The 26057-nt window shown below is 64.1% G+C and carries 24 protein-coding genes; 17 read left to right on the forward strand and 7 right to left on the reverse strand.

All coding sequences use genetic code 11. The features are described 5' to 3' along the window. Positions 1-11: 11 nt before the first annotated feature. The 3 genes from B2246_RS18770 to pcaH all read right to left on the reverse strand — a co-directional run bounded on the left by B2246_RS18770 (position 12) and on the right by pcaH (position 2798). Positions 12-1388 carry a 3-carboxy-cis,cis-muconate cycloisomerase gene (locus tag B2246_RS18770; protein WP_411860108.1) on the reverse strand — a complete coding sequence of 459 codons (1377 nt, stop codon included), beginning with the start codon at positions 1386-1388 and terminating at the stop codon, positions 12-14. 122 nt (positions 1389-1510) lie between these two features. After that, entirely contained in the window at positions 1511-2080 is a 570-nt protein-coding gene (gene pcaG / locus B2246_RS18775) for a protocatechuate 3,4-dioxygenase subunit alpha (protein ID WP_035883169.1), read from the reverse strand. A 4-nt stretch (positions 2081-2084) separates the two neighbouring features. Further along, positions 2085-2798 (reverse strand): protocatechuate 3,4-dioxygenase subunit beta, encoded by a 714-nt coding sequence (pcaH, locus tag B2246_RS18780; RefSeq protein WP_008648003.1) that lies wholly within the window; start codon positions 2796-2798, stop codon positions 2085-2087. Between the two features lie 105 nt (positions 2799-2903). On the opposite strand from pcaH, the gene B2246_RS18785 reads away from it, so the two are divergent. The 7 genes from B2246_RS18785 to B2246_RS18815 all read left to right on the forward strand — a co-directional run bounded on the left by B2246_RS18785 (position 2904) and on the right by B2246_RS18815 (position 8246). Beyond that, positions 2904-3857 carry a LysR substrate-binding domain-containing protein gene (locus tag B2246_RS18785; protein WP_008647995.1) on the forward strand — a complete coding sequence of 318 codons (954 nt, stop codon included), beginning with the start codon at positions 2904-2906 and terminating at the stop codon, positions 3855-3857. A gap of 280 nt (positions 3858-4137) precedes the next feature. Continuing rightward, positions 4138-5517: an aromatic acid/H+ symport family MFS transporter gene (locus B2246_RS18790; RefSeq protein ID WP_008647988.1), complete on the forward strand. Its 1380-nt coding sequence runs from the start codon at positions 4138-4140 to the stop codon at positions 5515-5517. Between the two features lie 127 nt (positions 5518-5644). Then, positions 5645-6166, forward strand: coding sequence for a shikimate kinase (locus tag B2246_RS18795; protein ID WP_008647986.1), 522 nt, complete (start codon positions 5645-5647; stop codon positions 6164-6166). A gap of 276 nt (positions 6167-6442) precedes the next feature. Continuing rightward, positions 6443-6628 (forward strand): hypothetical protein, encoded by a 186-nt coding sequence (locus B2246_RS18800; RefSeq protein WP_008647984.1) that lies wholly within the window; start codon positions 6443-6445, stop codon positions 6626-6628. A gap of 15 nt (positions 6629-6643) precedes the next feature. Then, positions 6644-7135: a type II toxin-antitoxin system VapC family toxin gene (locus B2246_RS18805; RefSeq protein ID WP_286882587.1), complete on the forward strand. Its 492-nt coding sequence runs from the start codon at positions 6644-6646 to the stop codon at positions 7133-7135. 98 nt (positions 7136-7233) lie between these two features. Then, positions 7234-7587, forward strand: coding sequence for a cupin domain-containing protein (locus B2246_RS18810; protein WP_152564888.1), 354 nt, complete (start codon positions 7234-7236; stop codon positions 7585-7587). Between the two features lie 62 nt (positions 7588-7649). Next, positions 7650-8246, forward strand: a complete 597-nt coding sequence (locus B2246_RS18815) for an MliC family protein (protein WP_234707022.1) — start codon at positions 7650-7652, stop codon at positions 8244-8246. Between the two features lie 127 nt (positions 8247-8373). Here the strand turns inward: B2246_RS18815 and B2246_RS29120 are convergent, their stop codons facing one another. Then, complete coding sequence (locus B2246_RS29120; protein WP_337360696.1) at positions 8374-9654, reverse strand: fimbrial protein; 1281 nt, start codon at positions 9652-9654, stop codon at positions 8374-8376. A gap of 157 nt (positions 9655-9811) precedes the next feature. Next, positions 9812-10522 (reverse strand): aspartate/glutamate racemase family protein, encoded by a 711-nt coding sequence (locus tag B2246_RS18820; protein ID WP_008647977.1) that lies wholly within the window; start codon positions 10520-10522, stop codon positions 9812-9814. A 195-nt stretch (positions 10523-10717) separates the two neighbouring features. Here B2246_RS18820 and B2246_RS18825 point away from each other — a divergent pair, with 195 nt between their 5' ends. From B2246_RS18825 to B2246_RS18850, 6 genes are all read left to right on the forward strand, one after another. After that, positions 10718-11932 (forward strand): EAL domain-containing response regulator, encoded by a 1215-nt coding sequence (locus B2246_RS18825; RefSeq protein ID WP_035883156.1) that lies wholly within the window; start codon positions 10718-10720, stop codon positions 11930-11932. Between the two features lie 242 nt (positions 11933-12174). After that, positions 12175-12684, forward strand: coding sequence for a sigma-70 family RNA polymerase sigma factor (locus tag B2246_RS18830; protein WP_035883155.1), 510 nt, complete (start codon positions 12175-12177; stop codon positions 12682-12684). Beyond that, positions 12681-13658, forward strand: a complete 978-nt coding sequence (locus B2246_RS18835) for a FecR domain-containing protein (RefSeq protein ID WP_286882588.1) — start codon at positions 12681-12683, stop codon at positions 13656-13658. The genes B2246_RS18830 and B2246_RS18835 overlap by 4 nt, the downstream gene beginning before the upstream one ends. A gap of 96 nt (positions 13659-13754) precedes the next feature. Beyond that, positions 13755-16220, forward strand: a complete 2466-nt coding sequence (locus B2246_RS18840) for a TonB-dependent siderophore receptor (protein WP_286882589.1) — start codon at positions 13755-13757, stop codon at positions 16218-16220. Between the two features lie 9 nt (positions 16221-16229). After that, entirely contained in the window at positions 16230-16940 is a 711-nt protein-coding gene (locus B2246_RS18845) for a hypothetical protein (protein ID WP_008643828.1), read from the forward strand. A 73-nt stretch (positions 16941-17013) separates the two neighbouring features. Beyond that, the gene (locus tag B2246_RS18850) at positions 17014-17244 is read left to right on the forward strand and encodes a DUF3820 family protein (RefSeq protein ID WP_008643829.1); all 231 of its coding nucleotides are present in this window, start codon (positions 17014-17016) and stop codon (positions 17242-17244) included. A 12-nt stretch (positions 17245-17256) separates the two neighbouring features. On the opposite strand, the gene B2246_RS18855 is transcribed toward B2246_RS18850, so the two are convergent. Then, positions 17257-18828, reverse strand: coding sequence for a glucan biosynthesis protein G (locus tag B2246_RS18855; RefSeq protein ID WP_187192303.1), 1572 nt, complete (start codon positions 18826-18828; stop codon positions 17257-17259). Between the two features lie 252 nt (positions 18829-19080). On the opposite strand from B2246_RS18855, the gene bglX reads away from it, so the two are divergent. Then, a complete protein-coding gene (gene bglX, locus B2246_RS18860; RefSeq protein WP_286882603.1) occupies positions 19081-21399 on the forward strand; it encodes a beta-glucosidase BglX in 2319 nt (772 codons plus the stop codon). Between the two features lie 6 nt (positions 21400-21405). Here the strand turns inward: bglX and B2246_RS18865 are convergent, their stop codons facing one another. Next, complete coding sequence (locus tag B2246_RS18865) at positions 21406-21639, reverse strand: hypothetical protein (protein WP_008643838.1); 234 nt, start codon at positions 21637-21639, stop codon at positions 21406-21408. 144 nt (positions 21640-21783) lie between these two features. Between B2246_RS18865 and B2246_RS18870 the strand changes: the two genes are divergently transcribed. From B2246_RS18870 to B2246_RS18880, 3 genes are read left to right on the forward strand one after another with little or no spacing between them, the layout of a single operon-like run. After that, positions 21784-22674 carry an alpha/beta hydrolase gene (locus tag B2246_RS18870; protein ID WP_008643840.1) on the forward strand — a complete coding sequence of 297 codons (891 nt, stop codon included), beginning with the start codon at positions 21784-21786 and terminating at the stop codon, positions 22672-22674. A 1-nt stretch (position 22675) separates the two neighbouring features. After that, positions 22676-24739, forward strand: coding sequence for a penicillin-binding protein 1A (locus tag B2246_RS18875; protein WP_008643842.1), 2064 nt, complete (start codon positions 22676-22678; stop codon positions 24737-24739). A gap of 11 nt (positions 24740-24750) precedes the next feature. Beyond that, positions 24751-26010 carry an arsenic transporter gene (locus B2246_RS18880; RefSeq protein ID WP_286882590.1) on the forward strand — a complete coding sequence of 420 codons (1260 nt, stop codon included), beginning with the start codon at positions 24751-24753 and terminating at the stop codon, positions 26008-26010. Positions 26011-26057: the final 47 nt, after the last annotated feature.

A 26057-nucleotide genomic window follows, 5' to 3' on the forward strand; every position in this document is an offset into this window, starting at 1 on the left:
GGAGTCTCCTGTCAGGCCTGGTCTTGGTTCTCTTGGATATCCTGGTTCGCGCGCAGCGCCTGCCAGTTGGCAACGGCGGCATTGGCGAAACGTTCGGATTGTCCAGCGTACTGCGCGGGATCGCTCAGGCGGTCGAGCGCGGCGTCGTCGAGCAGCCCCGCGTGCTTCGGATCTTCGGCCAGCGTGCGGGCCAGCGCGATACGCAGCGTGGTGTCTTCCGCCACCGCGCGGCGCGAAGCTTGCTCCACGAGATGATGAGCCTGCAACCGGCCGATGCGCCGCCCCAGTTCGAGCATGGCTGCCTCACCGAGGATCAGGCCATGCGTGATATCGAGGTTCGCGCGCATACGGGCTTTATCGACCTGCAACCCGGACACGACGTCCGCCATCTGGCGCAGCGCGCCTGCCGCCAGCGTGACGATCTGCGGCAGCGTGTCCCATTCGGCCTGCCAGCCACCAAGCGCACGCTCATGTTCCTGCGTCATGCCCGCAAGCATCGTCGCCACCAGCGGTGGCACACGCGTAGCCGCGGTCAGCACCGCCGCGCATCCCACCGGGTTGCGCTTGTGGGGCATCGTGCTCGATCCACCACGTCCCGGGCCGGATGGCTCGGCTACCTCACCAACCTCGGTCTGCATCATCAGCGAGATATCGCGCGCCATCTTGCCCAGCGTGCCGGTCAACATGCCGAGCGCGGTAGCCACTTCGACCAGGCGATCTCGATGCGCGTGCCACGGCAGCGCGGGCACATCGAGTTGGAGTTCAGCGGCGAAGCGGGCCGCCACGGCTGCCGCGTCATCGCCCAGGCTGGCAAGGGTGCCGGCGGCGCCACCGAACTGGATCACGCGGGCCTGCGCCCGAACGTGGTCTAGCCGCATCAGATCGCGGCGCAAGGCATCGAGCCAGCCGCCGGCCTTGCAGCCAAACGTGGTGGGCAGCGCGTGTTGCAGCCATGTGCGTGCCACCATTGGCGTGGCGCGATGGGTCGCGACCAGCGTCGCGCAGGCATCGCCCGCACGCAGCAAATCGACGACGATCTCGCGCAGGGCATCGCGCAGTTGCAGCACGAGCGCGGTATCGATGATGTCCTGGCTGGTTGCGCCCCAATGCACGTAGCGGCCAGCGTCGGCGTCGCGCTGGGTGACGGCTGCAGTTAATTGCTTGACGAACGGGATGGCGAGATTGCCGGCGGATACCGCCGCCTGCGCCAGCGCCTCGAGGTCGATCACATCGACCCTGGCGCAGACTTCAGTAATGACGGCGGCGGCAGTGGCGGGAATCACGCCGCACTGCGCTTCGGCACGCGCGAGCGCGGCCTCGGCATCGAGCATCCGGCGTACGGTGCCAGTATCAGAGAAGACCTCGAGCACGGCGGGACTGCCGAACATCGGGTTGGTCAGGCGAGAAAGCGTGGGCATCGTCGGTGGGGGCAAACCGGTGGTAATGCGCCGATTGTCATGCAAAGCAGGGCACGGGGGAAACCCCCGCGCCCTGCTTGCAGTGCATCAGATCAGATATCGAAGAACACGGTCTCGCCCGCGCCTTGCAGCACGACGTCCCAGCGGTAGCTGTTCTGGCCATTCGGCTGCGCGATCAGCGTGGCGCGACGCTCGGCCGGCACCAGCGCCAGCACGCTGTCGGCGGCATTGGCCGCGGTTTCCTCGGGGAAGTAGATGCGCGAGGCGACGTGCTTGACCAGCCCGCGCATGAACACCGACACCATGATGTGCGGCGCCTGCGGACGGCCTTCCACGTCGGGCACGGCGCCGGGCTTGACGGTAACGAAGCGGAACGACCCGTCTCCCTCGGTCGGCACTCGCCCGAAACCGGTAAAGCCAGGGACCAGCCCAAGCTCGCGCTTGTCTTCCGGATGGCGATAGCGGCCAGCCGGATTGGCTTGCCAGATCTCGACCATGCCATCGGGCACGGGCTCGCCGTTGCCATCGATAACGCGGCCTTCGATCACGATGCGCTGCGCGGTCAGGTCGGGCGCGTCGGCGGTCAGGTCGGCGCAGTTCAGGCCGGTCAGGCCGATATGCAGGTAGGGTCCAACGGTCTGGGATGCGGTGGCGTACAGCATGGCCTTACTCCATCGGCGTGGCATCGCGGCCGCGCAGCACGATATCGAAACGGTAGCCGAGCGCGTACTCGGGGGCGGTGTTTTCCCAGTCGAAGGTCGAGATCAACCGATTGCGTGCCTTCTCGTCCGGCACGCAGTTGAAGATCGGATCGAACGGCAGCAGCGGATCGCCGGGGAAGTACATCTGCGTGACCAGCCGCGTGGCATACGCGTTGCCGAACAACGAGAAATGGATGTGCTGCGGCCGCCAGGCGTTATGGTGGTTGCGCCATGGATAGGCGCCCGGCTTGATCGTCTTGAACTGGTAGCGGCCGTCGGCATCCGTGATGGTGCGACCCTGGCCCGAGAAGTGCGGGTCGAGCGGCGCATCGTGCTGGTCGCGCTTGTGCACGTAACGGCCGGCGGCGTTGGCTTGCCAGACCTCGATCAGCGCATTCGGCACCGGGCGGCCGTTTTCATCGAGCACGCGGCCTGTCACCAGGATACGTTCGCCGATCGGCTCGCCACCGTTGCCTACGGTCAGGTCGTTATCGCCCTCACTGACAAACTCGGGGCCGAAGGTCGGGCCGGTGACCTCGGAAAGCGATTGCGGCAAGGCGATCAGCGACTGGCTCGGCGAGCGGAGTTGCGTCGAGGCATACGGATCGAAACGGTACTCGGGCTGGGTGTTCCAGTACGGCCGACGGTACTGGTCCGGGCGGGCGGAGCGTGGGGGCATCGCGCTGTCTCCGTGGTGGTGTTGTGTGAGCGAATGGGCTCGACTGTATTCAACGGCATAAGTCATGTAAATTGAGTTTTTACGCAATTTGAATGATTTTTTGTTATGCATGGTAGCCCGACGTCACGTGAAGCCCGCATCGACACGTTCCGCAGCCGGATCCGGCTACGCCATCTGCATTGCTTCGTCACCGTGGCGCAAACCCAGCATCTGGGCCGGGCCGGGGAGCGCCTCGGCCTGACACAGCCGGCCGTCTCCAAGACGCTGACCGAACTCGAGGAACTGGTCGGTGCCCGGCTGCTGGTGCGGCAGCGAGCAGGCACGGACCTGACCGCCGCCGGAATGCGCTTTCTGCGCCAGGCGCTGCGCGTGCTCGAAGACCTCGACGCCGTGGCCGACAGCCTGACCGGCGCTGACGCCGCGCGGCAGGAGCGCATTCGCGTGGGTGCGCTGCCGAGCGTCGTCCCGGCTTTGCTGCTCGAGGCGGTGACTGACTTCCGCGCGAATCATCCGGAAGTCGGACTCGCGGTGCAAAGCGGCATGAACCGGACGCTGATCGACCTGCTCAAGGCTGACGTGCTCGATGTGGTGATCGGCCGCATGGACGACCCCGCCGCGATGGAGGGGCTGTGGTTCGAATCCCTCGCAGCCGAGCCGCTGGTGCTGGCCGTGCGGGCGGGCCACCCGCTTGCCGGCAATGCTCGCCCGACGATGCGGGACGTGCTGGCCTGGCCGATGGTGGTGCCGGCGGTGGGCTCGATCCCGCGTCACAGCACCGAGAGCCTGCTGGCGCGACACGGGTTCGCCTTGCCGGCCGGCTGTCTGGAAACGGCCGATGGCTATCTGGGCCAGCTCGTGACGCTGCAAGGCGACAGCGTCTGGGCGGCACCGCTTTCGGCCACACACCGCGCCGTCGCGGCCGGCGAACTGGTGCTGCTGTCCTTCGACACGCAAGGCACCGAAGAGCCGATCGGATTGCTCCGCCGGAGCGATCGCACACTCGAACCGGTGGCGGAAGCATTCGCCGATACGATCCGCCGCATCGCGGCGAGTCGATAGGGTTGCTGGCGGCACTTGCTACCGGCCCGCGCGGCTTTTTTCCGGTATCCCGCATTCCCCGCATGCCCTTTTCCGAAGCGGTGTCGCGGCGGATGCGCGGGTTCCAGCCAACTGTGTCTTGCGGGTTTACGCCGATATTTCGCGCGCCAAAACGCTGCGTATGATCCGTTCCTATTGAGAACAGTGGTTCGCCTTTAGAACAATAAAGGCGAAACGGCCGCGTCAAACGCCCGTCAGAAATGCGAGAGCGGTCGCCGACAGATCCGAAACGGAGACAATCATGTCCCATGCCCCGCACTCAGCAACCGGTACGCTGGACGTCCAGTCGCTCATCGACAGCCAGCGCTTCTCCGCCTATCAATGGCTCATCCTGGTCCTATGTTTCCTTATCGTCGCCGTAGATGGCTTTGACACGGCGGCCATGGGCTACGTTGCACCGGCCCTGGTACAGGATTGGGGTATCGAGAAATCGTCACTTGGCCCCGTCATGAGCGCAGCGCTGTTCGGCCTGGCCTTCGGCGCGATCTTCGCGGGGCCAATGGCCGACCGGGTCGGCCGCAAGAAGGTGCTGGTGCTGTCCGTGTTCTTCTTCGGTGCCTGCAGTCTGGCCACGGCTTTTGCGCCGACGATCTGGTGGCTAACTGTATTGCGATTCCTGACCGGCCTCGGCCTGGGCGCCGCCATGCCCAACGCAGTAACGCTGATGTCCGAGTACGCGCCAGCGCGCCGCCGCGCGGTACTGGTCAACACAATGTTCTGCGGCTTCCCGCTGGGCTCGGCGGCTGGCGGCTTCTTCGCGGCGGCGATCATCCCGCAGTTCGGCTGGCATAGCGTGCTGGTCTTCGGTGGCATAGTGCCGCTGGTGCTGGCGGTGGTGCTGGTGACCACGCTGCCGGAGTCGGTCCGCTATATGGTCGTGCGCCAGTACCCCACCGACCAGATCCGGCAGGTGCTGGCGCGCGTGACCGGCGCCCGCGTGGGCAGCGCAAGCGCCTTCACGATCAGCGAGGCCGCGCCCGCGTCGTCGTCGGCCATTGGCACCGTGCTGGCGCCGCGCTATCGATTGGGCTCGACCATGCTGTGGCTCACCTATTTCATGGGGCTGGTGATCTTCTACCTGCTGACGAGCTGGATGCCGACGCTGATGAAAGACGCCGGATTCTCACTGCAGCGTGCGTCGTTCCTGACCGCCCTGTTCCCGCTTGGCGGCGGCATCGGCACCATCGCAGCCGGCTGGTTCATGGACCGCTTCAATCCGAACAAGGTCATCGCCATTACCTACGCCCTGACCGGCGTGCTGATCTATGCGGTGGGCCAGGTCGCCAGCGGCGATCAGGTGGTGCTGGGCGTGTTGATCTTCCTGGCCGGCACCGCGATGAATGGGGCTCAGTCGTCGATGCCGTCGCTGGCCGCCGCGTTCTATCCGACGCAAGGCCGCGCGACCGGCGTGGCATGGATGCTCGGCATCGGACGATTCGGCGGCATCACCGGCGCACTGCTCGGCGCCGAGCTGTTGCGCCTGCACCTGGGCTTCGACGTCATCTTCACGCTGCTGGCGATCCCGGCGTTCGCCGCCACTGCCGCGCTGGTCGTCAAGCATGTGGGCGCCCGGGGCGCGGCCCCCCTCGACACCGGCGGGGCCATGGTGTCCGGACACTGAGCCCGGCCGCGTCGCCCCGGGCGCCGGTGAAGTTGCCCCATACGTGCTACCGTTCAGAGGTACCAGTGTCCAGCGCGCGATCTTGGATCAGCAAACCTCCGGAGACAATCTCTTCTTCATCGGCTTCATGGGCGCCGGCAAGACGACGGTCGGGCGCGCCGTGGCGCACGAGCTCGGCCGCCCGTTCTTCGACACCGACCACGAGATCGAGACGCGCTGCGGCGTGCGAATTGCCACGATCTTCGAGCTTGAGGGCGAGGAAGGCTTCCGCCAGCGCGAGTCGCGCGTCCTGGATGAACTGACGCAGCGCAGCGGGATCGTGCTGGCCACCGGCGGGGGCGCGGTACTGCGTCCGGAGAACCGCGCCATGCTGCGCGCGCGCGGCCAGGTGGTCTACCTCGACGCCACGCTGCCCGAGATCTGGCGCCGCACGCGGCGCAACCGCAACCGTCCGCTGCTGCAGACCGACAATCCGCGCGCGCGGCTCGAGGCGCTGTTTTGCGAACGCGACCCACTGTACCGCGAGGTTGCCCACATCGTCATGCCAGCCCATGGCGGCAGCATTGCCCAGGCTGCCGCCAATGTCCTGGCACAGTTGGGCCTTGCGCCTCCCGATGCCTTCCCACACGCACGAAATGACCACTCATGACCAATAACTCAAGTGAGTTATTGGTCCGCAAGCTACTCTGGATGCACACTTGCCGGGGGTCAGTCGACACGACCCTGAAACGACTTGGCAACTCTTGCTGCCCCGGCGATCCCGCGCGCCGGGGTATTTTCTTTTGCGGCGCCGCTTCTGCCGACAAGGGCCGACTCGATTGCCCTGTATCAAACTTCATAGCTCTCGGCACAGACGGACACAACTTTCCGCCCCGCCGTGGTGCACGATGGCGACCTCTTCAACGACTCAGCAAGGAGGTCCACCATGGAGATGACACACCACCCCGACACGCAATGCCCCAACCGGGCGACAGATGGTCAATGCGCCGTCGAAGCGCAGGACCAGCCCTCGAACCCGGAAGCCACGCAGCCCAACTCCCTTGCCGCGTTCATCCTGGCGATTCCTCCCGGCGACGCCAGCGATGAACGGGATTTCGCGCGAGTCCAGTGATCGGAGCGACCGAGCATGTATCTGGTCGACACCAACATCATCAGTGAGCAACGCAAGCGCGCCCGGGCGAACCCGGGCGTACTCGCATTTTTCGAGGATGCCGCCGCCAATGGTCGCGAGATTTTTCTCTCAGTCATCACGCTTGGAGAACTGCGACGCGGCGTGGAGCTCAAGCGCTTCCGCGGGGACCACAGGCAATGCCATGTCCTGGATGACTGGGTGCTGGCCGTACACCGGCGCCATACCCGGAACATCCTCGGCATCGATGCGCAGATCGTCGAACTCTGGGGCCATCTAAGCGTGCCAGACACGCAAAACTCACTCGATAAGCTGATCGCTGCCACAGCGCTGGTGCACGGACTGACAGTCGTAACGCGCAACGTCCGGGACTTCGCGAACACCGGCGTCCGAATCCTGAACCCCTTCAGCGACGTGCCGTCCGTGCGACGGGTTCTCGCTTTATGCCCACGCCTATTCCGCGGGCGATCCCAGGCGGCACAGTGTTGAGTCAACGAAGCGGCCGGCCATGAGACTACACTTACAGTTTCTACGCCGTATTTACCGCTTCCTCTGTGAACTCCACAACTCAACCCTCTCTGCCAGCCTTGACCGACTTCCTGGGCCGTCCGGTGCCCAGCCACGACAATCCGCGGCCGGACCGGCTCGTGAAAGGCAACCCTGATCGCACCACCTGGACGCACTACAGCGCCGCTCAGGGCGACTTTGACTGCGGCATCTGGGCGTGCGAGCCAGGCGCTTGGCGCATCGCCTTCCCCGCTGGCAAGGAAGAGTTCTTCCACGTCATCAGCGGCCGCTTGCGCATTACCAGCCTGGCCGGCGAGGCCCGTGAGTTCGGGCCCGGCGACGCCTGTGTGATTCCCGCCGGATTCGAGGGCGTGTTCGAGGTGATCGAGCCCGTGCGCAAGCATTTCGTCGTTATCGATCGCAACGTCCGTTGATTTCATTCTCAGGAGACCGTGCCATGCCCATCCGTCTATCCGTCCCGACCGTAGCACTGGCAATGCTCGGCACCACCGGCGTGGCACTGGCTGTCAGCCCAAGCTTCGATTGCGGGAACGCCAAAGGACAGGTAGAGCAATTGATCTGCAAGGACGATACGTTGGCACGACTCGATCGCGAAACCACTCGGCTCTACGGACTGGCGCTCGACGCCCGGTCATTGCCTGCCCCACAGAAGAAAACGCTTCTGGCGGCGCAGCGCGGCTGGATCAAGGGCCGCAACGACTGCTGGAAAGCCAGCGATGCCGGGGTCTGCGTCACTGCCAGCTATCTGGAGCGCATCCACGAACTGCGCCACACCTATGCTGGCGCTCGCACGCAGGACGACAAGGGCATCAGCCGCGGCCCATTCGATATCCGCTGCCCAGACATCAAAGCCGTGATCGCCGGCACATTCGTGCAGACGGAGCCGGGATTCGCCTATCTGCGCTGGCTCGATCAACAACTGGTACTAACGCAAACGCCTGCGGCTTCAGGCGCGCGATATGCGGCCACGACCGGTAATGGTGAAGCAGTGTTCTGGGACAAGGGGCCGGATGCCCAGCTAACGCTGCCCGGCAAGGCGGAGATGAGCTGCCGCGTAGGCATAAGAGACTGACGAGTACGGGGACCACGAATCACCGGGTCCAGTCAACGGGCCCAAGCGGGCTCTCGGAGCGATTGCACCCAAGACGTGCAACGCGCTCCGTTCATGGCCAGACAATCAGAGACGTCCTGCTCGTACCCTACTCGTACACCATGGTGAAGACCGAAGCTGCGTTCGCTCGCCCGCCTCTTACGGGCTCGCCAGTCAAAATATATCGTCCACCGAAACCGAACGTACTTGCTCCATCTGGCGCCCGCTCAATCTGCAGCAGTGGCGTCCGCAGTTGCAACGGCACTCCCGACCAACTCAGCAATTGCACGCCTACACCCGAGGCATTCGATGGATCAGGTGTGAGGCCAATAGTATTGGGTCTCCCTGCCAATGTCGTCACTGGATCAAACTGGATAGACGTCCTAGGGCCGGAAACGCAGTTCACGGTAATCTGGAATGGTATCGTGGGTCCGTAAGCACCTGCCTGACGCCCACTGAATCCGGTTGGATAGGCAACCTCTCGCATATTGACGCTTACATTTCGGGAGCCCGCAGCAACCGAACAGGAACGCGTATTCATTGTTCCCACAATGCTGACTTGCGTGAGACCCACGCTATTGCTTGCGCCATCGGTTGCGGATACCCGCAACTCGCCTCCAACAAATCGAAGTGCTCCCGCCTGCCAGTTTGGCGCAGTCTTGATGACTTCCACGCTTACATGCAGATAGCCTGTTCCATATGCGGGGGACGAGTCTATCGGCTCATTCTGCAAGTTTGCGATGATCGTAAGCGGGAGAGGGGTCGTACTGGTGGGTGTGCCGTAATACGATCTATAAGTCCAGATCGAGATCCGCACGCCAACGCCCGTCAAATTCGTGGGGTAAACATTCCTGAACCCTGGCACCGGCGCACCTGGCATCGAGAAACGGACGTATGCCTTGATCCGATTATTTGCAGTCTGGGAAGATTTGCACCAGCCGGCATTGTGACCGCCATAGGTATCCCAGGCTCCAGAAACGGCGTAAATCGCCGATCCAACGGGCACAGGGTTGGCGGTACTTTCAGAAACAGTGCCAAGATTAATATTCATAGTGGCCGTTGGTGACGCCGAGGTGCACCAGGAGGCCATGGCAGGAGACCAGACCGAAAACAGGAGCACTGATGCCAGCCAACAGTTTTTCCAATTTGAGGCGAGTATTTTCATCAGCGCAACCCCGAACATTCCGAATGACAAACGTACGTCTGCATACGTTAAGGCTGCACACAATGCCACAAGGGCTCGCCCCCCTCCATCGCAGTTGCCCGAATATTTGACTGATACCCACAAGCGACAAGCATCACGCTCAAGCGATACAAGCCGCGCTGCCTTGCGGTGCTCAGGGCAAGAAAATGCCTCAAGTCGCAGGACAACTTGAGGCAAGGGAAACATGGCTAAAGGGAGTTACTCCTGGCAACAGCGATATCCACGCCATTCGGCGCGGACAGGTCCGAGATTAAGATGGCCCCTGACGCAACAACATGGAAAACGTTCGACCCCGGGCGACAAGTCCATGCTGGAGCGTCGCAACTATCCCGGCAAAGGTGCCTCAGGCCACCTGGCCACCCTCCCCGGCTGCAAGCGCCACCGCTGCCATGGCATGTAGCTCGGTCGTATCGAATGTCGGCAATGCCGAATCCTCGGGCTTGATCAGCAACGTGATCTCCGTGCAGCCGAGAATCACGCCCTGCGCACCACCGGCCTTCAGCGATTCAATGATGCGCTGATAGACGGCGCGCGATTCACTCCGCACGACACCATGACAAAGTTCGTCGTAGATGATGTCGTGCACAAGCGTGCGGTCATCCTGATCCGGTATCACGACCTGGATACCATGGCGCTGCTCCATTCGGGCGCGGTAAAAATCCTGCTCCATGGTAAATCGCGTGCCGAGCAGGCCAACCCGTTCGATACCGGCACGACGCAGCGCGTCCGCGGTCGGGTCGACGATATGCAGGAACGGCACGTCGAGCACGGCTTCGATAGCGGGTGCCAGCTTGTGCATCGTGTTCGTGCAAAGCACGACGAAATCGGCGCCACCGGCTTCGACCTGGCGTGCCGCCTGCTGCATCTGGCTTCCCAGGTCCTCCCATCGCTCCGCATGTTGTAACGTCTTGATCTCTTCAAAGCAGACAGTGACCATGACGCTACGGGCGTTCCTGTGTCCGCCCAGGCGGGCCTTCATCCCCTGGTTGATCAGCCGGTAGTACTCGGCCGACGACTCCCAGCTCATGCCGCCAATCAGTCCTATTGTTTTCATCCTGCGCATCCCTTTGCTTTCATCTCCGCTCAAGCATGGACGAATCGCCCCCGATTGCCGTGGAGAAACCTCTGCATTTTCTCCGAGAAACCTCGGATCGAATGGCGTTACCTCTGCCAATATGGCCTGTCCTTTCTCATAAAGCTCCGTAGAATTCAAGTACTTCGTTCTCCACCTGCCATCGCAGAAAGCCCCATGCCCGCCCAATTCGAAGCCCTGCGAGTCCTGATCGTCGAAGACCATCCGTTCCAGCGCGCGGTAGCCGGCCACTTGCTCCATCGTCTGGGTGCCATGAATACCCACGCGGCAGCAGACGGACGCGAGGCGGAACAGGCATTGCGCGAACAGGCGTTCGACCTGGTCCTCTGCGACATCGATATGCCCAACTGCAACGGACCGGAACTGATGGCGCGGCTGACCCGCGATCGCGAGCACGCGTTCTTTGGCACGCCGCCGACTTGGGCATGGACCAGCAGTCTGGCACCAGACATCCTCGATTCGCATCGCGCCTTCGCCAGCGAGCACGTTTTCCCGCGCGTGTACGCGCTGGCCAAGCCGCTGCAATTGATAACGCTTCAGACCATTCTGGAAGAGGTCGCAGCCAGCAAGTATGTGCTGAATATGGCGAACCACAACGGGCCAACCGACAACGAGTTGCGCGATCTGGCATGCCACCCGGACGCGCTCGTCTTCATGCTCCAGCCGCAGTTTCACATTGCGACCGATCGCCTTGCTGGCGCGGAAGCGCTTTGCCGCTGGCAGCATCCGAGACTGGGCCTGATACCGCCCACGCTCTTCATCCCCCGGCTCGAGGCGCTGGACGCGGCCGATGTGATCTTCCTCACCGCGATCGATCGATGCCTTGCGGCTCTGATTATTCTGTCCAAGGCCGGCATTACCGTGCCAATCAGTGTCAATGCGTCGGCGCAGACGCTCTGTCGGCCTGGCCTCGTGGAGCGGCTCGAAAGCGTGGTCGCCGCAAGCGGCGTGCCGCGCGCGCGGCTGACGCTCGAATTGACCGAGGAAGCCACTGTTCGGGATCCTTTCGCGCTCGGCATCGCGCTCAATCGCTTGCGGCTGCTCGGCTACCGCATTGCTATCGACGACTTCGGTATCGGCATTGCCACGCTGAAACTGCTGGCGGACCTTCCGTTCACGCAGATGAAGGTGGACAAGTCATTTGTCAGCCAAATGCTGGCCGGCAACCAGCGCGCCACGATCTGCCGCAGCATCATTCGGCTGGCCAATGATCTCGGCATGGAGTGCGTAGCCGAAGGCGTGGAAACGCCTGCGCAGTGCGCGGCGCTTCGCGCACTCGGGTGCGATATCGGCCAGGGATATCTGTGGGCACCACCCGAGCCCATCGACGTGTTTCTCAATGCCGCGCCTGGCCGTTATGGACAGGGATGATTGCCGCGCGCTGGCGCGCCCTCCCGCCACCCTGAAGCACCGGCCTTGACAGCACTCGAGAGCGCTTTAACCATCTTTCTTCGATTCACCTCCTGTGCCCCCCCCCAGGCGCAGCCAGACACTCGGCGTGGTAGCTACGCCACTCCGAGCATTGCATGACATCGCGGCAATCCATACAATAACGATTCTCATTTACAAACAAGCTCACCTCCGCCGGCCCGTCGGGCGACAAGGAATGGACGATGGCCGCCGACGCTGGTCCACATCACGATATCCAAGCGCTCTACAGCGGCCACCATCGCTGGCTGCTCGGCTGGCTGCATCGCAAGATCGGCTGCTGGCACCGCTCCGCCGATCTCGCGCATGACACCTTCATACGTTTGCTGGCGCGTGAGGAAGCCCTGGCGATCGCCGAACCCCGCGCGTTCCTGACGACCGTCGCCCAACGGGTGCTGGCCAACCAGTGGCGGCGCGAGAAGCTCGAGCAGGCGTATCTGGAAGCCCTCGCAAGCCGGCCGGCCGCACTGACTCCTTCCGAGGAAGAACGCGCGATCCTGCTGGAAACCCTCAACGACATCGCTGAACGGCTCGACGGATTGCCTGTGGTAGTCAAGCGCGCGTTCCTGATGGCGCAGCTCGAAGGCCTGAGCCAGGCCGATATTGCGTCCGCCTTGCGAATCTCGGTAACGACGGTCAAGCGCTATCTGGTTCGCGCCGGCGCGCAGTGCTACTTCGCGATGTCCCTCGCATGAGCGCGCAAGATCTGGGGATACCACCGCACGTGGCACGCGCCGCAGTGGAATGGCTGGTAACGCTGCAAGGCGGTGAAACGAATGAGGCATCCCTCGCCGCGTGGCGCCATTGGCTCTCTCAGCATCCCGACCACGCGCGCGCCTGGGCGCGAATCGAGGCAGTGAATGCGCGATTACGCGACGTCGCATCGCCACTGACCACGGCCGTCGCGCACGCGGCGCTGACTCCGCCGCGCTCCGCGAGTCGCCGCCGGGCCGTCCAGGCGCTGGTGGTTGCCTTCACCGGCGGCGCGGTAGCATGGGCTGCGCGAGATCACGCGCCGTTGCAGGACTGGCTGGCCGATGTCCATACGGCCGTGGGTGAGCAACGTCTTCTGTCGCTCGCGGACGGCACGCAGGTCAGACTCAATACCGATACCGCCATCGATATCGCCTTCACGTCCACCGAACGGCGCGTTCTCCTGCGACGTGGCGAGATCCATGTCCAGACAGCCCCGGATCACCACTGGCCAACGCGCCCATTCATCGTCGCAACCGCCTCGGCCACGCTACGCCCAATGGGCACCCGGTTCGCGGTGCGCGTATCGGGTGACGCCGGCTGGATCGGCGTCACCGAAGGCGCCGTCGCGGTTCGGCCACAGGCAGACCCTACGGGCGGACGCATCATCGCCGCAGGCAAGCAGGCACGATTCACCCCGACGAGCGTCGATGCCCCCACGCCGCTGCCCGAGAGCGATACCGCCTGGACCGACGGCATGATCGTCGCCACGGACATGCGCCTGGCGGATTTCCTCGCCGAGGTCGACCGCTATCGACCTGGGCGGCTGCGCTGCGCGCCAGACGTAGCGGATCTGCGCGTGTCAGGCACCTTTCCGATAGCGGATACCGATCGCATCCTCGATGCCCTTCGCACCGCCCTGCCCGTGCGCATCCAATTCCTGACGCGCTACTGGACAACGGTCCTTCCCGCCTGATTTTTCGTTTTTTTCCGCCAAGGAGTGGTCTGTTCTGGATTCTCGCGTGACATAGGAGATGAGTCCTACTTTCACGCCTCTCCCGCCGTCGAATCCATGCCATCCCGAATCCTGGCGCTGCCGCGCCGCCGCTCCACCGTTGTTCTGAAACACACGCTCCTGCTGGCCGCCCTATACGGCGCCGGCGCCCTGTCGGCCATCGATGTCATGGCACAGGGCACGTCCACGCAGGCGACGTCGTCGCTTCGCACCTTTGACATTCCTGCCGGGCCGTTGCAGGCCACGCTGAATCGCTTTGGCCGCGAAGCCGGCATCCTGCTGGCATTCACGCCCGAACAGGCCGCCAACCACCAGAGTCCGGGCCTCCGGGGCCAGTACAGTGTGCGCGACGGACTCGATACGATCCTGCAAGGCACCGGCCTCGCCGCGTCGCCACAGGCCAACGGCAGCTACGTGCTGACACGCAAGGTCACCCAGGCCGAGAGCCAGCCCGCCACCGATGGCCACGTGGCCGCGCTGCCGCCTGTCACGGTCAGTGCCGACGCCGAGAGCTATCGCGCGCCGCCCACCACATCGGTGCTTCGGTCGGACGTACCGTTGCTGGATACCCCGCAGGCCGTCAATGTCGTGCCGGCGCAGGTCATGGCCGACCAACGGCCACGCAACCTCGACGACGCCGTCAACAACATCAGCGGCATCACGCAGGGCAACACGCTGGCCGGCACGATGGACGCCGTCATGAAGCGCGGCTTTGGCGACAACCGCGACGGCTCCATCATGCGCAATGGCATGCCGCTGGTACAAGGCCGCAGTCTCAACGCCAATGCCGATAGCGTCGAAGTACTCAAGGGACCCGCGTCACTGCTCTACGGCATCATGGATCCGGGCGGCGTGATCAACATCGTTAGCAAACGCCCGTCGCTGCAGCGTTCCACCTCGCTCTCGCTGTTGGGCACCACCTACGGGCATGGCAAGAACGGCGCAGGCGGCACGATCGACACCACGGGCGGCATTGGCACCACCGGACTGGCCTACCGGCTGGTGGCCGACTACGTCGACGAATCGTACTGGCGCAATTTCGGCGAGCACCGCGAGACGTTGATCGCGCCTTCGATAGCCTGGTATGGCCAAGACACCCAGGTCAATCTGTCGTATGAGTACCGCAAGTTCCTCTATCCATTCGATCGCGGCACGGCACTTGATCCGCGCACGATGGAACCGCTACCGATTCCAAGCCGCCAGCGCATCGACGATCCGCTCAATGAAATGCATGGCGAGTCGCACCTCGCGCAACTGACCGTCGACCATCAGTTCAATACGGACTGGCGGGCCCATTTCGGCTATAGCTACAACCGCGAAGGCTATGACGCCGGACAGTTGCGCAATACCGGGCTGAACCCCGTCACCGGCGCCGTCACTCGCCGCAACGACGGCACGGACGGCGCGTTGAGCACCGACAGCTACGGCGTGGCGTACGTCAGCGGCAATTTCCGCGTCGCCGGCTTGCGTAACGAACTGCAGGTGGGCATGGACAGCGAATACCGTCGCATCTATCGACAGAACATGTTGCGCCAGAAGGCTGCCGCACCATTCAACTTCTGGAATCCGGTCTATGGCCGCGAGACGCCATCCACCACGATATCAGCGAGCGACAGCGACCAGACCGACACCCTGCACGCCACGTCGCTGTTCTTCCAGGACAGCCTGTACCTGACGGACAAATGGATCCTGGTCAGCGGCGCACGCTACCTGAGCTACAGCCAGGTAGCCGGACGCGGCCGACCGTTCGTCACGAACACGGATATCTCGGACCAGAAGTGGCTGCCACGCGCCGGCATCGTCTACAAATGGACGCCGGCGCTTTCCCTCTACGGTAGCTATACGCAATCGCTGAAGCCGAATTCGACGATCGCACCGCTCAGCGGCGGCGCGGTGATCGACGCGTCGATCACCCCGGAACAGGCCCAATCCTGGGAACTCGGTGGCAAGGTCGATCTGGCCAGCGGGGTGAGCGGCACGCTGGCGCTGTTCAACATCGACAAGCGCGACGTGCTCGTCTCGCAGTTCAACCCGACCACCGGACTGACCGACTGGCGCACATCGGGGCGCGCACGATCGAGCGGCGTGGAACTCGACGTAACCGGCCAGATCGGCCGGCGCTGGAACGTGATTGCCAGCTACGCCTATATCGACGCCAAGACCACCGAAGACCCCAAGTACGCCGGCAACCGGCTCTGGAACGTTGCGCAGCACACGGCCGCGCTGTCGGCGGTCTACGACTTCGGCGAAATTTTCGGGGGTGACCGCCTCCGGCTCGGCGGTGGCGCGCACTACGTCGGCAATCGTCCCGGCGATTCGGCCAACAGCTTCTGGCTGCCAGCCTATACGGTGTTCGATGCCTTCGCCACGTACGAAACGCGGGTCGGCGGGCAAAAGATGCGTATGCAGCTGAACGTCAAGAACCTGTTCAACCGCGTGTACTACCCGTCGGCGGTCAACCAGTATGCAGTCGCCGTCGGCGACCCACGTCAGGTCACGTTGCTGACCACTTTCGAGTTCTAAGGATTCACGATGCCAGTTTCCCTGCTCCGCCGCACGCTTACGATCGGCGCCATGCTCGCTACTTGCGGCATGGCGTCCAATACCCTTGCGGCCACCGCGTCGCGCGGCACCGTCGCGCTGGTCATGCAAACCAATGGGCCGAATGCCGACGTCGACCAGAATATCCGCCTCCACCTGGAAGGACGCGGATTCACCGTCAGGATGCTGAACCAGGACACCCCGGCATCGAACGCAGGTGACGTCCGCCTCGTGATCCTGTCGTCAACGATCTCCGCGAAGCAGGTCGGCGCGGGCTGGCGCGAATTGGCGGTGCCGCTGCTGACCTGGGAGGGCGACCTGCTGGACGATCTGGCCATGACAGGCAAGCATCTGGACACCGATTACGGCGAATCCCGACGCGAGCGCTTTGTGTGGCTGGTCAACGCCCCGCATCCCGTCGCGGCAGGGCTGCCGGCTGGCGCCACGAACGTATATCGGAAACAGGCGGCAATGAACTGGGGCAAGCCCGGACTCGGCGCCAGCATCATCGCCACGCTCTACGGGCAGCCCGAGAAGGCGGCCATCTTCACCTACGAGAAAGGGGCAACGATGGACTACGAGTCGCTCGCGCCCGCCCGTCGCGTGATGTTCTTCCTCGGCAACGATACGTTCACGAACCTGTCCGGCGCGGGCATCAAGCTATTCGATGCCGCGATCGACTGGGCGACGGGAGACAGGTAGCACGGCCTGGCAAGGCTGTCGGGGCGCTGCCGGCGCTACAATGCGCGCTCGACCATTCCCGGAGATCGCCATCATGTTGCCGGACAGCGAATCCCTACTCCTGCTCGTGACACGTGAAATGCCCTTCGGCAAGCACAAGGGCACGCTGATCGCCGACCTGCCGGGCAACTACCTGAACTGGTTTGCCCGGGAGGGTTTTCCTCCGGGGGAAATCGGCCGTCTGCTGGCACTGATGCACGAGCTCGACCACAACGGCCTGGCCCATCTGCTCAAACCATTGCGGGCACAGATGGGCCGCCGCTGACACTGGCTACGCCTAGCGCACCGTCTGTCCCGACACGACCTGATTCACCGTGTCGGGCGGAATCTGGTAGCTCCAGGTCTCGCTAAGCACCTTGCCGTTCGATACCAGCGCCTCGCGCATTTCCACCACCTTCTTCGGGTCCTTGACCTTGATGCGCAGCGTCACACGATAGCCCTTGGTCACGGGATTCGGCTGGATCACATTCTCGATCACCTCCGCGTTGTCGCTGACGCTGAACGACGGCTGCACCGGCGTGTTCGGCGGCAGATTCGCCAGCACCGGGCCTTCAAAGTCGATCACGAATCCAAGGCTGCCGTCGAGATGGCGAATCAGGTTGGCCTGCGTGATCTCGCCCGCAGTCCGCATCGTCTGCTTGACCCATGCAAGGTCTTTCGCAAAGATCGCGCGCTCGTCCATGGTCCAGTGCATGGTGTAGTCGGCGCGAATCGGCTGCCCCTTTGGCGGCAGCTGGTCCGGCGTCCAGAACGCGACGATGTTGTCGTTGGTCTCGTCGGGCGTGGGAATCTCCACCAGTTCGACCTTGCCCTTGCCCCAGTCACCCTGCGGCTCGATCCACGCGCTCGGGCGCAGATCGTAGCGGTCCTTCAGGTCTTCGTAGGCAGAGAACTCCCGCCCGCGCTGCAACAGGCCAAAGCCGCGCGGATTGTTGACTGCGAACGTGCTCAGCGCCACGTGCTTCGGGTTGTTCAGTGGCCGCCACAGCCATTCCCCGTCGCCGGTGTGGATGGCCAGGCCATTCGAATCGTGCAACGCCGGGCGGAAGTTGTTGGCGTCGCGCTGCTGGTTCGGCCCGAACAGGAACATGCTGGTCAGCGGAGCGATGCCAACCTTCGTCACCGGGCCTCGCATGAAGACGCGCGCCTGCACCTTGAGCGTCGCGTCCTCGGCCGGATGGAGTTCGAAGCGATAAGCGCCCGTGGCGCTCTTCGAATCGAGCAGCGCGTAGAACACGACTCGCTTGTCCTGCGGGTTCGGCCGCTCGATCCAGAACTCGCGGAAGGCCGGGAATTCCTCTGGCTCGGACAGACCCGTATTGATGGCCAGACCACGGCTCGACAGGCCATAGACCTGTCCCTTGCCGATCACGCGGAAATAGCTGGCGCCAAGCACGCTCATGACCTCGTCGAGCTTGTCGGCCCGGTTGACCGGATACAGCACGCGAAAGCCGGCATAGCCCAGCTTGTTCGTCGCCGCGCGGTCCAGCTTCAGATCACCGAAGTCGAAGCGGCTTGCGTCGTATCGAATCTCCTGGACCTTGCCGCCGACGATTTCGCTAATGCGAACCGGCGAGCTGAATTGCATGCCCTGGTGATAGAAGCCCAGGCGGAACGGTGTGCCCTGGTCGTTCCAGGCCAGATGATCCAGCTTCGGCTGGATCTTGATGTAGTCGGCGAACTGCATCTGGGCAAACGCCGGCGGCAGGTTGCTGACCGGCGCCGCATAAGGCTGCTCCGCCAGTTTCTTGGCACGCGCGGTCACGTCGTCGAGCGAGAAGGCATGGGCGGCCGGCGACACGCCGACAAGGCACCCGGCAAACGCAAGCCCCGGCAAGAGAAGTTTCATCCTGTTACGCAAAGACGCGGCAAAGACGGCAAGAACCACAAAACCCTCCAGGTACAGACATCGATCAAAGGCCACAAGATTGCCAGTGTATGGCGTATAAGGCTGTAGACTTGCGGCGCAGTTCACAAAAATAACCCATTTCGCCTGACTAGCCTGTCAGACACATGGCGACAGCCGGGTCATCCTCCGTGCCGCATCATTGCCGGACGAGGCTACGGCAATCCGCCCATCAGAGACAAAAGCAACATGCGAATGCTTTCCACGCTGGCCCTCGCGGCTGGCTTTGCCTGCGCGCCCTTGATTGCGCCAATCTCCGTATCGTCAGCCTTCGCGGCGGACGTCCATGCCACCGGCAAGTCCGACAAGCAGGCGCTCATCGCCGATCTGATCGGCCGGATGACGCTCGACGAGAAGATCGGCCAGCTCCGCCTGATCAGCATCGGGCCCGAGATGCCACAGCCGCAGCTCATCAAGGAAATCGCGGCAGGCCGCGTGGGCGGCACGTTCAACTCCATCACGCAAGCGGAGAACCGCCCGCTGCAGAATGCGGCAGTCACGCAGAGCCGGCTGAAGATTCCGATGTTCTTCGCCTACGACGTGGTCCACGGTCATCGCACCGTGTTCCCGATCAGCCTTGGCCTGGCATCGAGTTGGGATATGGATCTGGTGGAAAAGACCGCGCGGATTTCAGCCGTAGAAGCCGCCGCAGATGGCATCGACGCCACGTTCGCGCCAATGGTCGACATCTCGCGCGATCCGCGCTGGGGCCGCACCTCGGAAGGATTCGGCGAGGACCCATATCTGGTATCGCAATGCGCGCGCGCAAGCGTCAAGGGCTTCCAGGGCACGTCCCCGGCCAATGCCGACAGCCTGATGGCCTTCGTCAAGCATTTCGCGCTGTACGGCGCGGTAGAGGGTGGGCGTGACTACAACACCGTGGACATGAGCCTGCAGCGCATGTACCAGGACTACCTGCCGCCCTACCGCGCCGGTCTGGACGCGGGTGCCGGCGGCGTGATGATCGCGCTGAATTCGATCAACGGCCAGCCCGCCACGTCCAACAGATGGCTGCTGCGCGACCTGCTGCGCAAGGAATGGGGCTTCAAGGGCGTCACGGTCAGTGACCACGGCGCGATCGACGAACTGCTGCGCCACGGCGTGGCCAGCAACGGCCGCGAGGCGGCTAAGCTGGCCATCGAAGCCGGTGTCGACATCAGCATGGCGGACACGCGCTATCTGGAACAACTGCCGACCCTCGTGAAATCGGGCGCCGTGCCGGTAGCGCTGATCGACGATGCCGTGCGCGAGGTGCTTGGCGCGAAGTACGACATGGGCCTGTTCGCCGACCCGTTCCGCCGTATCGGTGTGGCGGCCCAGGACCCGGCCGATGTCGACGCGGAGAGCCGCCTGCACCGTGCCGAAGCACGTGAGGCCGCCCGCAAGTCCATCGTGCTGCTGGAAAACCGCAACCAGACGCTGCCGCTGCGCAAGTCAGGCAAGGTGGCCGTGATCGGCCCGCTGGCCGACGCGCAGATCGACATCCTGGGTAGCTGGTCCGCTGCGGGCAAGCCTCGTCAATCCGTCTCGCTGCTGCAGGGTATGCGCGACGCGCTGGCCGGCAAGGGCGAGGTGATATACGCGCGCGGCGCCAACGTGACCGACGACGCCCGCGTGGTCGGCTATCTGAACTTCCTGAACTGGGACAGCCCCGAGGTGGTGCAGGACAAGCGCTCGCCGGGAGAGATGATCGACGAGGCGGTACGCGCGGCACGCGATGCCGACGCGATCGTCGTGGCCGTGGGTGAGTCGCGCGGCATGTCTCATGAAGCCTCGAGCCGCACGAGCCTGTCGCTGCCGGGCAGCCAGGAGGCACTGCTCAAGGCGCTGAAGACCACCGGCAAGCCGCTGGTGGTGGTACTGATGAACGGCCGCCCCCTGACGGTCAACTGGGAGAAGGACAACGCGGACGCGATGCTCGAGACCTGGTACGCCGGTACCGAAGGCGGCCACGCGGTCGCGGACGTACTGTTCGGGGACGAAAACCCGTCGGGCAAGCTGCCGGTCTCGTTCCCGCGCTCGATCGGCCAGATTCCGACGTACTACAACCACCTGCGCATTGGCCGACCGTTCACGCCAGGCAAGCCGGCCAACTACACATCGCAGTACTTCGAGGAAGAATCCGGCCCGCTCTACCCGTTCGGCTACGGCCTGAGCTACACCACGTTCAGCGTGTCCGATATCCGGCTGTCGAGCCCGAAACTGGCCCGCAACGGGACGATCAACGCCAGCGTGACCGTGAAGAACACCGGCAAGTACGCCGGGGAAACGGTAGTGCAGTTCTACGTGCAGGACGTAACCGCATCGGTCGTGCGTCCGGTCAAGGAACTCAAGGGATTCCGCAAGGTGATGCTCGCGCCCGGCGAATCGCGCGCGATCGAATTCCCCGTCACCGAGGACACGCTCAAGTTCTATAACGCGCGCCTCGAATACGTGGCCGAACCGGGCGATTTCAATCTTCAGATCGGCCTGGATTCAGCCTCGGTGCGCGAGGCGCGATTCACGCTGGAGTGAGACGCGTCAGCGGTTGCCGTCGAGCAGGTCGTTGAGGATCTCGTCGAAGCCAGCCTGGGCGTCTTCAAGACCCTGCAGGGCCGCGTCGAAGGTTTGCAGCGCAAGCTTCGACGGCTTGCCGGCGCCCTGCGGGGGATACTGGCTCAGCAGGGCGGTAAACGCCACCTGAACCTGGCGCGTGGCATTGACCACACGCTCCATGGCTTGCGCTTCTTCGGCGCGCTTCTGTTCGTCGTTCATGCGCAACAGCCCTCCTGGGCCTGGATTCGATATGCGGCATATCGTACAAGAACTCGCGGGCACCCGGCCCGGTCCAACGCCGCGTTACCCATTTTTCGGTTAGGCTGGGCAAGATCGTTCGCCCGTGACCAACCCTTCGCCCCCATGTTTTCACTCCTGCGCAGAACGCTGGCCGCCACGCTCGTGACCGCCGGAGGCTTCGTCTGCTACTGGACCTACCTGACCATCAACCAGGAACGGCTGCTCTTCGATGCACGCCGGCGCCCGCCGCGCGATCTGCCGGACGGCATCGTCGGCTACTCGCATGCCGTGCCGGGCGGCCAGTTTCGCGGCTACTGCTACCACGCCGACCACGAGGGCGTGGGCGACCTGTTGTTCTATCTGCCGGGACGGGGCGAAGATGTGCTGGAAACGCTTCAGTTCATGAAGTGGCTGCCGCACGGGATGGGCTTCGCGACGTTCGACTATCGCGGAATCGGTCACTCGGACGGGATGCCCTCCGAGGCGGCTGCCGTTGCCGATGCCAGCCAGTTCCTGCTGCATCTTCGCCGGGCCTTCCCCGGCGTGCGGGTGCATGTGGTGGGACGCTCGCTCGGCACCGGCGTGGCGATCCAGCTTGCCGACCTGCAGGATTTCGAAAGCCTGCAACTGATCACGCCATACGATTCCCTGCTCGAGATCGTGCGAAAGCGCTTTCCGCTGGTACCCCTACGTCAGTTGATGCGGCATCACTTCGATTCGATCTCGCATTGCAAGAAGGTGGTCCAGAGCACCAAGGTCCTTTTGGCCGAGAGCGACGACGTCGTGCCCCACGAATGCTCTGAACGGCTGATGGCGGCCTGGCCCGGCCCGGTCGCGCTGCAGATGATTTCGGGGGTCGATCACTACACGATCATCGAGCGTTGGGAGACATGGCACGCGCTGTGCGAATTCGCGCGGGAAGTGCCGCATCAGCCGCCAGACCGCACCCAACAGCATCCTCCCTCCGACCATACCGAATCCGGTGTGCCTTTGCCGCTCCCCGCAGCACGGTAGAATGCGCGCCATGAAAAAATTTGCAGTCAAGGCTGCCGGCGTCGTCGCGGCGCTGGGAGCCGCCGGCGTCCTGCTCGTCGGCTTTGCCGCGGTAGTCAGCCTGCGGCAACTCCCCTCGGTCGACGCATTGCGCGACTATCGTCCCCAGGTACCGCTGCGCGTGTTCACCAGCGACGACGTTCTCATTGGCGAGTTTGGCGCCGAGCATCGGGAGTTCATCCCGATCGAGAAAATGCCGAAGCTGATGACCGAGGCGCTACTCGCGGCCGAGGACGACCAGTTCTACAACCATGCTGGCGTGGACATCCCCGGCCTGGTCCGCGCGGCACTGGCAGACCTCGGCGAGGGCTACGCGCAGGGCGCATCCACCATCACGATGCAGGTGGCGCGCAATTTCTACCTGTCCCGCGAAAAGACGCTGGCCCGCAAATGGTACGAAGTCCTGCTGGCATGGCAGATCGACCGCACGCTGCCCAAGGACCGAGTCCTTGAGCTCTACATGAACCAGGTCTACCTGGGCGAGCACGCCTACGGCTTCGGCAGCGCCGCTCAGACGTACTTCGGCAAGCCGCTCGCGTCGCTCTCTCTGGCGGAGACCGCGATGCTGGCGGGGCTGCCCAAGGCACCCTCGACGATGAATCCGCAGGTGAACTACCCGCGCGCCAAACGTCGCCAGGAGTATGTGCTCGGCCGGATGCTGGCGCTGGGCATGATCACGCAGGACCAGTATCGCGAGGCGCGCGGCGCGCAACTCGTGGTGAGCCGCGACGCCAACGGCAGTTTCAGCGGGCACGCGGAATACGTGGCCGAACTGGCACGGCAACTGGCGTTCGACCGCTTCGGCGACGAAGCCTATACGCGCGGCATCAATGTCTACACCACGGTGTCGTCGGTGCGCCAGACAATGGCGTACGACGCCGTGCAAGCCGGACTGGCCAGTTACGGCAAGCGGCACGGTTCGGCGAAGGCTCAGGTCGCCCTGCCCCAGGCGGCACTGGTCTCGCTCGACGCGAGCACCGGTGCGATAGAAGCCATGGTGGGCGGCGCCAGTTTCGATACGAGCCGATTCAACCATGCCACGCAAGCACAGCGCCAGCCGGGATCCACGTTCAAGCCGTTCATCTATTCGGCCGCGCTGGAGCGCGGCATTTCTCCCGGCACGCTGATCAACGACGCGCCGCTGGACGACCCGCGCTGGCAACCGTCGAACGATGACAATCGCTTCGTCGGCCCGATCACGGTACGTCAGGCGCTGGCGGAATCGCGCAACCTGCCTGCCATCCGCACGCTGCGCGCCATCGGCATCCCCTACGCGATCGACTTCGCTGGCAAGTTCGGCTTCTCCACCAAACGGCTGCCGCCGTATCTGCCGCTGGCACTGGGCACGGGCACCACATCGCCGCTGCGACTGGCGGCCGCCTATGGCGTGTTCGCCAACCAGGGCCACCGCATCGAACCCTATCTGATCGACAAGATCACGGATGGCGACGGAAACGTGCTGTTTGCCGCGCAGAACGCAGCGGAGGTGACGCGCGTGATCTCCGAGCGCAATGCGTTCGTGATGAACAGCCTGCTGCAAAGCGTGGTGGACGAGGGTACCGGTACCGGCGTGAAACGCTATTTGCGCCGCGACGATGTGGCCGGCAAGACCGGCACCACCAACGATTCGGTCGACGGCTGGTTCGCCGGCTACGCGGGTGATGTGGTAACCGTGACGTGGATGGGCTTCGATGACAATCGCAGCCTGGGCCGACACGAGTTCGGCGCGACCACCGCGCTGCCCATCTGGGCTGCCTACATGGAAGGACGCCTGGCCGGCGCGCCAGAAGCCAGCTTCCCGACGCCACCGCAGCTTGCCCGCCTTAATGACGACTGGGCCTACGCGGAGAACGCGGACGGATCCCACGGGCTTGCATCGATTGGATTCCCGCCGCCGACTGTCACGCCGGACGTACCTGCCGACGGAAACCCTCCCGGCGCACCGACAGCCGCGGCGCCGACCCCTGCAGCGCTTGAGATATCGCCGCAGGTATCGTCCCAACGTCCTACTGCTTCCGGCCTGTGACCACGGCCGACATGCCCGCTTACGCGACACCGCTGATCTGGAGCGTCGCGGCGCTATCCACGGCGGGCGTGCTGTTCCGGCCCTTCCGCCTGCCCGAGCCGTTCTGGGCAATGGCTGGCGCGCTGGTGCTATGCGTGGCGGGACTGCTGCCATGGCGCGACGCTCTCGAAGCCGTGGCACGCGGCAACGACGTCTATCTGTTCCTGGCCGGGATGATCCTGATCTCGGAACTCGCCCGCAAGACGGGCCTGTTCGATCATGTGGCCGCGCTGGCCGTGCGCGCCGCGCAAGGGTCGGCGCGCAAGCTGTTTGCGCTGGTCTATGGTTTCGGCATTGCGGTGACAGCATTCATGTCGAACGATGCCACCGCAGTCGTCCTCACGCCCGCGGTCCTCGCCGCGACGCGCGCGGCACGTGTCAGGCACCCGTTGCCCTATCTCTACGCCTGCGCGTTCATCGCCAATGCGGCGAGCTTTCTCCTGCCAATCTCCAATCCGGCCAACCTCGTGCTGTTCGGTGACCGGATGCCGCCCCTGTCCAGCTGGCTGGCACGCTTCACGCTGCCATCGGTGGTGGCCATCGCCATGACGTTCATCGTCCTGTACTGGACGCAACGCGATGCACTGGCCGAGCCGATCGAGAATGACGTGCCGACGCCCCCTCTGACGCTCCAGGCATGGCTGACGACGCTGGGCATCATGCTGACCGGAGCGGCACTGTTGACGGCCTCGCTGCACGGGCAAGATCTCGGCTGGCCAACGTTCATCGGTGGTCTGTTGACCCTGACTGTCGTCTGCGCCACCCAGCCGCGACTACTGGTCCCGGCGCTTAAGGAAGTGTCCTGGGGCGTCCTGCCGTTGGTGGCCGGACTCTTCGTCCTGGTTGCCGGCCTGGCCCAGACCGGCTTGACCGCTCAACTGGCTCATTGGGTGCGGATGCTATCCGCGCTGCAGGGGCCGGAGGCCGTGCTTGGCGCCGGTGCGGCAGGCGTGCTCGTCGGCATCACGAGCAACATCGTCAATAACCTGCCGGCTGGACTGTTCGCAGCCTCGGCGCTGGCGGCCGGCCACGCTTCGGATACCGTCACGGCTGCCGTGCTGATCGGTGTGGACCTGGGCCCGAACCTGTCCATTACCGGCTCGCTGGCCACCCTGCTCTGGTTGACCGCCCTGCGCCGTGAAGGTCATATGGTCAGCGCCGGCACCTTCCTGAAGACCGGTGCGCTCGTCATGCCGCTGGCATTGCTCCCGGCCCTGGCGGTACTGCGCTGAGGCCATGCCCAGCAGCAGGTTGTTGCAGGTTGTGGTGCAATGCCAAC

This window comes from Cupriavidus sp. UBA2010 (assembly GCF_002335265.1).
In the GTDB taxonomy this organism is placed as follows: domain Bacteria; phylum Pseudomonadota; class Gammaproteobacteria; order Burkholderiales; family Burkholderiaceae; genus Cupriavidus; species Cupriavidus metallidurans.

Excerpts from the sequence above, each read along its gene's own strand:
- B2246_RS18770 (WP_411860108.1), bottom strand. The coding sequence starts at position 1,388 with ATGTTCGGCAGTCCCGCCGTGCTCGAGGTCTTCTCTGATACTGGCACC.
- pcaG (WP_035883169.1), bottom strand. The coding sequence starts at position 2,080 with ATGCTGTACGCCACCGCATCCCAGACCGTTGGACCCTACCTGCATATC.
- pcaH (WP_008648003.1), bottom strand. The coding sequence starts at position 2,798 with ATGCCCCCACGCTCCGCCCGCCCGGACCAGTACCGTCGGCCGTACTGG.
- B2246_RS18785 (WP_008647995.1), top strand. The coding sequence starts at position 2,904 with ATGCATGGTAGCCCGACGTCACGTGAAGCCCGCATCGACACGTTCCGC.
- B2246_RS18790 (WP_008647988.1), top strand. The coding sequence starts at position 4,138 with ATGTCCCATGCCCCGCACTCAGCAACCGGTACGCTGGACGTCCAGTCG.
- B2246_RS18795 (WP_008647986.1), top strand. The coding sequence starts at position 5,645 with ATGGGCGCCGGCAAGACGACGGTCGGGCGCGCCGTGGCGCACGAGCTC.
- B2246_RS18800 (WP_008647984.1), top strand. The coding sequence starts at position 6,443 with ATGGAGATGACACACCACCCCGACACGCAATGCCCCAACCGGGCGACA.
- B2246_RS18805 (WP_286882587.1), top strand. The coding sequence starts at position 6,644 with ATGTATCTGGTCGACACCAACATCATCAGTGAGCAACGCAAGCGCGCC.
- B2246_RS18815 (WP_234707022.1), top strand. The coding sequence starts at position 7,650 with ATGCTCGGCACCACCGGCGTGGCACTGGCTGTCAGCCCAAGCTTCGAT.
- B2246_RS29120 (WP_337360696.1), bottom strand. The coding sequence starts at position 9,654 with ATGTTTCCCTTGCCTCAAGTTGTCCTGCGACTTGAGGCATTTTCTTGC.
- B2246_RS18820 (WP_008647977.1), bottom strand. The coding sequence starts at position 10,522 with ATGAAAACAATAGGACTGATTGGCGGCATGAGCTGGGAGTCGTCGGCC.
- B2246_RS18825 (WP_035883156.1), top strand. The coding sequence starts at position 10,718 with ATGCCCGCCCAATTCGAAGCCCTGCGAGTCCTGATCGTCGAAGACCAT.
- B2246_RS18830 (WP_035883155.1), top strand. The coding sequence starts at position 12,175 with ATGGCCGCCGACGCTGGTCCACATCACGATATCCAAGCGCTCTACAGC.
- B2246_RS18835 (WP_286882588.1), top strand. The coding sequence starts at position 12,681 with ATGAGCGCGCAAGATCTGGGGATACCACCGCACGTGGCACGCGCCGCA.
- B2246_RS18840 (WP_286882589.1), top strand. The coding sequence starts at position 13,755 with ATGCCATCCCGAATCCTGGCGCTGCCGCGCCGCCGCTCCACCGTTGTT.
- B2246_RS18845 (WP_008643828.1), top strand. The coding sequence starts at position 16,230 with ATGCCAGTTTCCCTGCTCCGCCGCACGCTTACGATCGGCGCCATGCTC.
- B2246_RS18850 (WP_008643829.1), top strand. The coding sequence starts at position 17,014 with ATGTTGCCGGACAGCGAATCCCTACTCCTGCTCGTGACACGTGAAATG.
- B2246_RS18855 (WP_187192303.1), bottom strand. The coding sequence starts at position 18,828 with ATGAAACTTCTCTTGCCGGGGCTTGCGTTTGCCGGGTGCCTTGTCGGC.
- bglX (WP_286882603.1), top strand. The coding sequence starts at position 19,081 with ATGCTTTCCACGCTGGCCCTCGCGGCTGGCTTTGCCTGCGCGCCCTTG.
- B2246_RS18865 (WP_008643838.1), bottom strand. The coding sequence starts at position 21,639 with ATGAACGACGAACAGAAGCGCGCCGAAGAAGCGCAAGCCATGGAGCGT.
- B2246_RS18870 (WP_008643840.1), top strand. The coding sequence starts at position 21,784 with ATGTTTTCACTCCTGCGCAGAACGCTGGCCGCCACGCTCGTGACCGCC.
- B2246_RS18875 (WP_008643842.1), top strand. The coding sequence starts at position 22,676 with ATGCGCGCCATGAAAAAATTTGCAGTCAAGGCTGCCGGCGTCGTCGCG.
- B2246_RS18880 (WP_286882590.1), top strand. The coding sequence starts at position 24,751 with ATGCCCGCTTACGCGACACCGCTGATCTGGAGCGTCGCGGCGCTATCC.